We start from the raw sequence: 8,032 nt of genomic DNA, 5'->3' as shown, positions 1-8,032 counted from the left end.
CCACCTGGCGGCCTTCGGCATCGGGCCCGGTTACCAGCAGGCCATCAGCCTCATAAACGGCCTGCGCAGGCGCGGCAAAGTACAGGAGGGCGGCGCGATAGGCTTTCATGGCTGCAAGATTAACCCAGTCACCGGCGGGCTGAATACTCAGAACCCGATAAGGCCTATAGGGCTTATCAGGCTTTTTGAGCTTGCTGCCAGCCGGACGGCCGGGTTCAGCGGCTCACGCGGCAGCCGTCGCCCAGCGAAGCGCGCCAGACACGTACCGAAGTCAAGCCCGGCAGACGTGCGTCCAGCTTGCGGAAGATGAACTGGCACAGATTTTCGAGTGTAGGCGGGCCCAGATCTTTCACGTCGTCGAGCAGGTGGTGGTCCAATTCTTCGCGCAGCACCTCGATCTCGCGCCGCACCAGGCCGAGGTCCATCACCATGCCGGTTACCGGGTCAGGCACGCCGGCCAGGAAAACTTCGGCGTTGTAGGTATGGCCGTGCACGCGCTTGCTACTGTCGGCCTCGATGACGCGCTTCAAGGTGTGCGCCGCGTCAAAGTAGAAAGTCTGGCTGATCTCGCAGCGCATGGGTTCTGGCTTAGGGAGCTGTTTCATCGGATGCCCGTGATTTTGTGGGTCTGCAGGCTCAGGCGCCAGGCCGGGCGTGCCATGCACAGCTGGATGCAGGTTTCGGTGTTCTGCTGCCGCTGCAGGTTGTCCATAGGCTGCAGGTAACGGTGCGTGAAGTCGGCAGCCTCAAGTTCGGCCAGGTCGAAACTTGGCTGTGGCCAGACGACCTTGAGCTCCTGGCCCGCGCGTTGCACCCAAGGTGCGCCGGCCTTGGGACTCACGCAGATCCAGTCAATGCCCTGGGGCGCGGCAATGGTGCCGTTGGTTTCCACCGCAATCTGGAAGCCGCGCGCATGCAACGCGGCGATCAGTTCGGCATCGACCTGCAGCAAGGGCTCGCCGCCTGTCATCACCACAAAGCGGTGGGCGCTATCGCCGACAGGCCACTGTGCTTCAATTTTTTGCGCCAGCGCATCGGCATCGGCAAACTTGCCGCCCAGCGTGCCGTTGGTGCCGACAAAATCGGTGTCGCAAAACTGGCAGACCGCCGTGGCGCGGTCCTGCTCGCGGCCCGTCCACAGGTTGCAGCCCGCAAAACGGCAGAACACCGCAGGCCGTCCGGCATTGGCGCCCTCGCCTTGCAGTGTGTAGAAAATTTCCTTGACCTGGTAGCTCATGGCGCGGCTTTCGCGCGGCCACAGCCGCAGCCCGCCACAGGCAGCAGCAGGGGCGAAACACAGGAGGGAGCGGGAGAAATAAAGCAGGAAAAACAGGCGCCCACACAAGCCGAAAGACCGGGGGTCGCGAGGTTTTTATACATGGTAGTCCTCTACATGGCCCCGGAAACAAAGCAAATGCCGGCGCGCCGAGGCAGCACGCAAGCCCTGATTTTAACGGTTCAGGGCCGATGGCGGGTTTTCAGGGGATTTGCGGGCAGATCAGGGCCGCTCAAGGCACAGGCATCTCATGCGCCTGCTGCTCCAGCCAGCCGCAAAAGGTGTCGAGCTTCGCATCGGCCTCTTCGCGCCGCCGGGCCACGTACTGGTAGGCGCTTTCGCCAAAGCCCAGCGGCGCCACCAGGCGGCCGGCGCGCACGTCGTCCATCACCAGGTGCCAGGGCGCTATCGCCACGCCCAAGCCGGCCACGGCCGCCTCTAGCGTGAAGTAGTAGTGCTCAAACTCCGGACCGTCCTGAATGGGGAGGGCAAGGCCGCGCGACTCGCACCACATCTGCCAGGCATCCCGCCGCGTCTGGGTGTGCAGCAGCGGCAAGCGGGCCAGGTCGATCGCTTCGCGCACGTTCGCCCGATTGGCGAGGCCAGGCGCCATGACAGGGCCCAGGCGCTCCACAAACAGCGGCAGCAGCGTGGCGGACTTTTCGCTGCCCCGCCCGTCTACCGTGATGACGAGGTCGTAGCGGTCACGGTCCACACCAGTCACACGCTCGGCGGCGCTGAGCCGGACGTCGATATCGGGATGGCGCGCATTGAAATCAAAAAGACGCGGAATCAGCCACTTGACGGTAAAGGTGCTGAAGCAGGAGACGTCCAGCGTTCCGGCCTCGCTGCTGCGCACTTCACGCACTGCGGCTTCCATCTGGTCCAGCGCAGCGGCAAGCGCCGGCCACAGCCCAGCGCCGGCAGTGGTCAGTTGTGGCTTGTTTTTGGCACCCTCGAAGAGCGGCACGCCCAGGGACTGCTCCAGCTGGCGCACCTGCCGGCTGATGGCCCCGGGGGTCACCGACAACTCCTCGGCCGCAGCCGTCATGCGGCCCAGCCGGGCAGCGGCTTCAAAGGCACGCAGGGCATTCAAAGGTGGGAGACGGCGCTTCATCATTATGTGAGTTTATGGCACATATGACTTGCGAACAAATCGCTTTTCCTGACGGTCATTGATTGCCAGAATTCGAGACACCTCGGTGAAAACTTCAATTCACCGCCATCTATTTAAATTGAGGAAAAATCACATGCCTTTTGTCCGCACCAGCGTCCACCACAGCACCAGCCCCCAGCAACGGCAAGGCATCGTCGACGGGATTCACCAGGCGCTGGTCGACAGCATTGGCATGCCTGAAGACGAGCTTTTTAATTCGGTCAGCAGCTACGATGCGCAGCAGTTCTTCTTCAACCGAAGCTTCAACGGCATGGCACGTTCAGAGCAGCCGGTGGTCGTCGAGATCACGATGCGGCGCGGCCGCAGCGATGCGATGAAGCGCGCACTCTATGCGGCCATCGCGCGCAATTTAAAGACCAACGCCGGTGTTGCCGCCGATGACGTTTTCATCTTCATGCATGAAAACGACTATTCGGACTGGTCGGTGGGCGGCGGCAAGTTTGCCATGGCGCTGGTGCAACAGCCCGGTCCTAACTGATGAGCGAAGCGCTTACTTCTGCGCCGCTACGCCGCCAGACGGTAAAGCCGGCAGTACCGGATAAGCCTTCGCCATCCACCCATACACCACAGCGCCCACCATCAGCGAGGCCGCCGCAATTTCCAGCGACATCGTGAAACCCGCACCCGCGTTGGGTGTACGCCGGAGCAGCACGGCCACCAGCGGCGGGCCGAGGATCTGGCCGACACCGTATGTGGCTGTCAGAAGGCCCATGAAACTGGCGGCCGTGGCGGGTTTGAGGCGCCGCACTTCCTGCATCGCAAAAAAGGTGATGGCGGTAAACGGGATGCCCAGCATCAGGCTGCCCAGCGCAAAACCGGCGAGGCTGGGGCTCCAGAGGCTGGCCCCAATGCCCAGCGCCTGCAAAAAGTAGCAGCCGGCCAGCAGCAGGCGGAAATCCTTGCCCGGCGGCAGGCGTGTGGCCAGCAGCGCACCTATCATGACGCCCAGGCCGAAAATGGGCCAGAACATGTCCAGCCAGGCTGATCCCGGCAGGGCCGCACGCGCAATCACCGGCAAAAAAGTGGCGGTAATGATGTAGCCAAAACCGGCCAGGCCATAGGCCAGCGTGAGCAGGGTCATCTCGGCATTGCCGTGGTGCTGCGGCGCATCACCCGGCCGGGCAGCAGCGCGCGGCGCCAGTGCAATCAAGCGTTCATCGCCGCCGCGCAAGACACGCCACACCGAGGCTGTCAGCGCAAACGCCAGCACGCCGAAAATCATCCAGCCCTTGGCGGCCGTCCAGTGCCAGGCGACCATGCCAGTGGCAAACAGGCCACTCACCAAAATGCCGGCGCCCGGCCCGACGTAGATGATGCCGCCCATCGCGGGCACGCCACGCTTGGCCAGCTGCGAGAGGCACCAGCCCGAAGTAAACACAAACACCACCGCACTGGTCACGCCCGCGGCAAAGCGAAGCAGCGGCCATGCAGCCGGAAAATGCCAGCCCATGGCCAACGTCAGCACGCCCGTGGCAATCAGTCCGGCGCGCACCAGGGACGAATACGCCAGGTGCGGCAGCCACTTGAAGCGCGCCCACAGCCAGGGCTGCAGCGTGCAAAGAATCGCACCCAGCATGTAGCCGAAGTAGTTGGCGCTGGCCAGCCAGCTGGCCGTCGGCAAATCGACCACGCCATCGTTGAGCATCATCGGCAGCAGCGGCGTGAAGGCAAAGCGCCCGAGACCCATGGCTACGGCCAGTGCCACCAACCCAGCCAGTGCAATGGGCCAGGGGCTGTGCGGCGCGGGAGATGGCTCTTGGTGTTGCTTCGGCGTTACGGCCATGCCGGGATCCTTGCTTGATGGTTCAGTGGGGATCATACGTTTGCGCCTATGCCCAGCCAGGTACCCACCGAATAACCCCCGCGCAAGACTGGGCCGGCACCCTCAGCGGCGAACAGCGGCCACGCGCTTTGCCCGCGGCGCGGACGGCGCCACCGGCTGCTGCTGCACCGCTTGCCGCAGCAGCGCCGCGAGCTGCGCCACCGGCGCTTCGGGCTCGGCCATCGCGCGGTACAGCGACAGCGTGATGCGCGGCAGCCTGGGCAGCCCGTGCGCCGCCGGCGCCAGCGCGTGCAAGGTGGCAGGCAAGCCGAGGGAAGTGCGCAGCGTGAGCCCCAGGCCGGCGGCAGCCGCGGCCCAGAGCGCCGCCAGGCTGGCGCTGGTGAAAGCATGCCGCCACGGAATGCCGGCCTGCTCCAGCGCGCCGGTGGCGATGTCGCGCAGCGGGCATGGCGCATCGAGCAGCACCAGCGGCAAGGCCTCGCCGCGCCAGGCACCGCTCTGGCCGTTGGCTTGAAGCGCGCGGGCCCAGGCGGGAAGGTCCTCACCTTGCGCGGCGGTGCCCAGCCATTGCAAGGGCAGGTTCAGCAGCGTCTCGCCATGCGGCAATGATGAGGGCTCGCCGGCGTCCCATACCAGGGCCAAGTCCAGCTGGCGCAAGGCCAGCCGTTCGCGCAGTTCGGCGCAGCGCGTCATGCAGGCTTCGATGCGGACCTTGGGATGGGCGCGCGCGAAGCGGCCCAGCACGCCGGGCAGCAAGGTCTCGCCGAAATCTTCCTGCAGGCCCAGGCGCACCCAGCCCTGCAGATCCGCGCCGCGCAGGGCCGCCGCGGCTTCCTMGTTGAGGTCCAGGAGGCGATGCGCGTAGGCCAGCAGGGTTTCGCCCGCGTCGGTCAGCGCCAGACCGCGGCCGGCCTTGCGGAACAGCGGCGTGTCGGCCTGCGCTTCAAGCTTCTTGAGCTGTGCGCTCACGGCGGACGTTGAGCGTCCCAGCCGGTCGGCGGCCTTGGCATAGCTGCCCAGTGCCATGCCGGTGGCAAAGGTGCGCAACACGTCGGGGTCAAACAGGGGCTGGGTCATCTAATCATCCTTTTTATTGGAACTATTCATCCAATATTTTCTGATTTTCAGAATGATTCTAACTTTCTACACTGGCTCCGTCTTCTCGTTTTTTCTCGTTTTTTCATCCTCCACGCCTAGGAAACCCCTCCATGCCCAGCTCCCCACATCCCCTTCCCGGCCCGCTGCATCGCTGGAAGGTGTTGGGCGTCGGCGTAGCCGCCAACGCCAGCTTTTCAGTGGCTTTCAGCGGCCTGCCCATGACCGCCATCTTCATGCGTTCGGGCTACCAGCTCGACAACACCTCGCTGGGCCTGGTGCTGGGCCTCATGGGCCTGGGCATCGCGGTCAGCGAACTGCCCTGGGGCCTCTTGGCCGACCGCTGGGGCGACCGGCCCGTACTGCTGCTGGGCCTGAGCGCGACGGCGGCGGCGCTGGCGGCGATGGCACTGTTCGCGGCGCCCACACCCGGCCACATACCASGCCTGCCACTGCTGGCTGCCGGCCTCTTGCTGGTGGGCCTTTTGGGCGGCAGCGTCAACGGCGCAAGCGGGCGCGCCATCATGTCGTGGTTCCAGAGCGGCGAGCGCGGCCTGGCAATGAGCATCCGCCAAACCGCCGTGCCGCTGGGCGGCGGCATAGGCGCGCTGCTGCTTCCGGGGCTGGCGCTGCATGCGGGCTTCGCGGTGATCTACGGCTTGCTGGCGCTGCTGTGTGCGGCCACGGCCGCCCTCGCCTGGCTATGGCTGCATGAGCCGCCTCCCGCTGCCGCACAGCAGACCATCGCCTCGGTACCCGGAGCGGATGATGCTACCGGCGGCCCGCTGCGCGACCCACGTGTCTGGCGCATCGTGGCGGGCATAGGCATTCTGTGCGCGCCGCAGTTCGCGGTGCTGTCCTTTGGCACGGTGTTCCTGCATGACTTCGCGCACTGGGGCGTGGCCGCGATCACCACCGCCATGGTCAGCGTGCAGGTCGGCGCGATGGGCATGCGCGTCTGGAGCGGCCACTGGACCGACAGGCACCAGAACCGCCGCGCCTATTTACGCACCTGCACCGTGTTGAGCATTGCATTGTTCGGCGCGCTCGCGGCGCTGGTGACCTGGGCGGGGATGCGGCCCGTGGTGCCGGCCGCCATGGGCATCGCGTTGCTGGCGCTACTGGCGGCCTGCGGGATATGCGTATCGGCCTGGCACGGCGTGGCCTTTACCGAACTCGCGACGCTGGCCGGCGCGCGGCGTGCCGGCACCGCCCTGGGCATGGCCAACACCAGCGTGTTCGCGGTGTGTTTTGTCACGCCCTTGAGCCTTCCTTACCTGCTGGCCTGGCAAGGCTGGGCCATGGTTTGGGGTGTGGCCGGCCTGTGCGCGTTGGTGGCGCTGCCGCTGCTTGCGGCCGGTGCGCCGAAACCGGTGCGCGGCACTCAGTTGAAGGCTTCGAAGCTTTCGTTAAGGCGGTCCACATAATGCGCCTTCGCCGAAGCGTCGATGAAGCTCGCCTCAAAGCTGTTGCGTGCCAGCACGTAAGCGTGCTGTGCATTCAGTCCCGTCGCGGCAAAAGTCTGCGTGAAATTGTCATTCATGTAGCCGCCGAAATAGGCCGGGTCGTCTGAATTGACCGTGGCTACCAGCCCGGCATCAAGCAGCTCACGCAGGTTGTGGCTGGCAAGGTCCGGGAACACACAGAGCTTGAGGTTGGAGAGCGGGCAGACCGTGAGCGGAATGCGGTCTTGCGTCAGGCGCTGCATCAGCGATGCATCACGGCTGGAACGCACGCCGTGGTCTACACGCTCCACCTTGAGCACGTCAAGCGCCGTCCAGACGTATTCGGGCGGGCCTTCCTCGCCGGCGTGGGCCACCAGGTGAAAACCCAGCTCACGGCAGCGCGCAAACACGCGGGCAAACTTCTCGGGCGGGTTGCCGACCTCGCCTGAGTCAAGCCCGATGCCAATGAATTTGTCACGGAAGGGCAAGGCCTGCTCCAGCGTTTCAAAYGCGTCTTCCTCACTSAGRTGGCGCARAAAGCACAGGATCAGCGAGGCGCTGATGCCCAGCCCGGCCTGCGCGTCCACACAGGCACGGTGCAGGCCGTTGATGACCGTTTCCATGCTGACGCCGCGTGCCGTGTGCGTTTGCGGGTCAAAAAACATTTCGGTGTGCACGACGTTATCAGCAGCGGCCCGGCGCAAGTAGGCCTGGGCCATGTCGTAAAAATCCTGCTCGGTGAGGAGCACACTGGCGCCTGCATAGTAGATGTCGAGAAAACTCTGCAGGTTGGTGAAAGCATAAGCGCTGCGGAGTTCTTCAACACTGGCGTAGGGAATGCTCACGCCGTTGCGGCGGGCCAGTGCAAAGATCAGTTCCGGCTCAAGCGAGCCCTCGATGTGCATGTGCAGCTCGGCCTTGGGCATGCGCTTTAACAGCGCGGGCAGGCGGTCTGCGGACACGGGTTTTACCTTGAATGGTGCGGGCGTCATCTCAACTCCAGAAACAAAAAAAGCTGCCCGAAGGCAGCTTTGAAACTACGTTGCGAGCGCTCCGGCCCAGGAACTGTTGCCCCGGGCACGGCGCTGCGTCCATTATCCTCAGTTGCCGGGAACCTTGCCTTCGACACCCTTGACATACGTCTTCAGGCCGCCGAGAAATTTGTCGTCTGCCACCACATCCTTGGCCAGCAGCTCCTTGCCGGTGTTGTCGGTGATCGGGCCTTTCCAGATCGAGAAGCTGCCGTCCTTCAGGCC

General features: G+C 64.7%; 8 protein-coding genes and 1 pseudogene. 2 read left to right on the top strand and 7 right to left on the bottom strand.

All coding sequences use genetic code 11. The features are described 5' to 3' along the window. Positions 1-215: 215 nt before the first annotated feature. The 3 genes from AC1D1P_RS09255 to AC1D1P_RS09245 form a co-directional block, all read right to left on the bottom strand. On the bottom strand, positions 216-578 hold the full coding sequence (locus AC1D1P_RS09255) for a 6-pyruvoyl trahydropterin synthase family protein (protein ID WP_477672763.1): 363 nt from the start codon (positions 576-578) through the stop codon (positions 216-218). Positions 579-601: 23 nt separating this feature from the next. Beyond that, entirely contained in the window at positions 602-1,237 is a 636-nt protein-coding gene (queE, locus tag AC1D1P_RS09250) for a 7-carboxy-7-deazaguanine synthase (RefSeq protein ID WP_477668112.1), read from the bottom strand. 271 nt (positions 1,238-1,508) lie between these two features. Continuing rightward, positions 1,509-2,393 (bottom strand): LysR substrate-binding domain-containing protein, encoded by an 885-nt coding sequence (locus tag AC1D1P_RS09245; RefSeq protein WP_477672761.1) that lies wholly within the window; start codon positions 2,391-2,393, stop codon positions 1,509-1,511. Positions 2,394-2,526: 133 nt separating this feature from the next. Between AC1D1P_RS09245 and AC1D1P_RS09240 the strand changes: the two genes are divergently transcribed. Continuing rightward, positions 2,527-2,931: a tautomerase family protein gene (locus AC1D1P_RS09240; protein ID WP_477672760.1), complete on the top strand. Its 405-nt coding sequence runs from the start codon at positions 2,527-2,529 to the stop codon at positions 2,929-2,931. A gap of 12 nt (positions 2,932-2,943) precedes the next feature. On the opposite strand, the gene AC1D1P_RS09235 is transcribed toward AC1D1P_RS09240, so the two are convergent. Both AC1D1P_RS09235 and AC1D1P_RS09230 read right to left on the bottom strand, forming a co-directional pair. Next, a complete protein-coding gene (locus tag AC1D1P_RS09235) occupies positions 2,944-4,236 on the bottom strand; it encodes a YbfB/YjiJ family MFS transporter (RefSeq protein WP_477672762.1) in 1,293 nt (430 codons plus the stop codon). A gap of 102 nt (positions 4,237-4,338) precedes the next feature. Then, positions 4,339-5,313, bottom strand: a complete 975-nt coding sequence (locus tag AC1D1P_RS09230; RefSeq protein WP_477672759.1) for a LysR substrate-binding domain-containing protein — start codon at positions 5,311-5,313, stop codon at positions 4,339-4,341. A gap of 131 nt (positions 5,314-5,444) precedes the next feature. Between AC1D1P_RS09230 and AC1D1P_RS09225 the strand changes: the two genes are divergently transcribed. Beyond that, positions 5,445-6,758: an MFS transporter gene (locus AC1D1P_RS09225; protein ID WP_477672758.1), complete on the top strand. Its 1,314-nt coding sequence runs from the start codon at positions 5,445-5,447 to the stop codon at positions 6,756-6,758. Here the strand turns inward: AC1D1P_RS09225 and AC1D1P_RS09220 are convergent. Continuing rightward, on the bottom strand, positions 6,716-7,768 hold the full coding sequence (locus tag AC1D1P_RS09220; protein ID WP_477672757.1) for an adenosine deaminase: 1,053 nt from the start codon (positions 7,766-7,768) through the stop codon (positions 6,716-6,718). The two genes, AC1D1P_RS09225 and AC1D1P_RS09220, sit on opposite strands and share 43 nt — an antisense overlap. A gap of 108 nt (positions 7,769-7,876) precedes the next feature. Next, a pseudogene (locus AC1D1P_RS09215) lies at positions 7,877-8,032 on the bottom strand (BMP family ABC transporter substrate-binding protein); the annotation flags it as partial.

The organism is Polaromonas sp. P1_E1_2 (assembly GCF_056406035.1).
This window is presented reverse-complemented; position numbering and strand designations above follow the sequence as displayed.

Bases quoted from the DNA above. Each gene is read 5' to 3' on its own strand.
- AC1D1P_RS09245 (WP_477672761.1), bottom strand. From the start codon at position 2,393: ATGAAGCGCCGTCTCCCACCTTTGAATGCCCTGCGTGCCTTTGAAGCC.
- queE (WP_477668112.1), bottom strand. From the start codon at position 1,237: ATGAGCTACCAGGTCAAGGAAATTTTCTACACACTGCAAGGCGAGGGC.
- AC1D1P_RS09255 (WP_477672763.1), bottom strand. From the start codon at position 578: ATGCGCTGCGAGATCAGCCAGACTTTCTACTTTGACGCGGCGCACACC.
- AC1D1P_RS09235 (WP_477672762.1), bottom strand. From the start codon at position 4,236: ATGGCCGTAACGCCGAAGCAACACCAAGAGCCATCTCCCGCGCCGCAC.
- AC1D1P_RS09240 (WP_477672760.1), top strand. From the start codon at position 2,527: ATGCCTTTTGTCCGCACCAGCGTCCACCACAGCACCAGCCCCCAGCAA.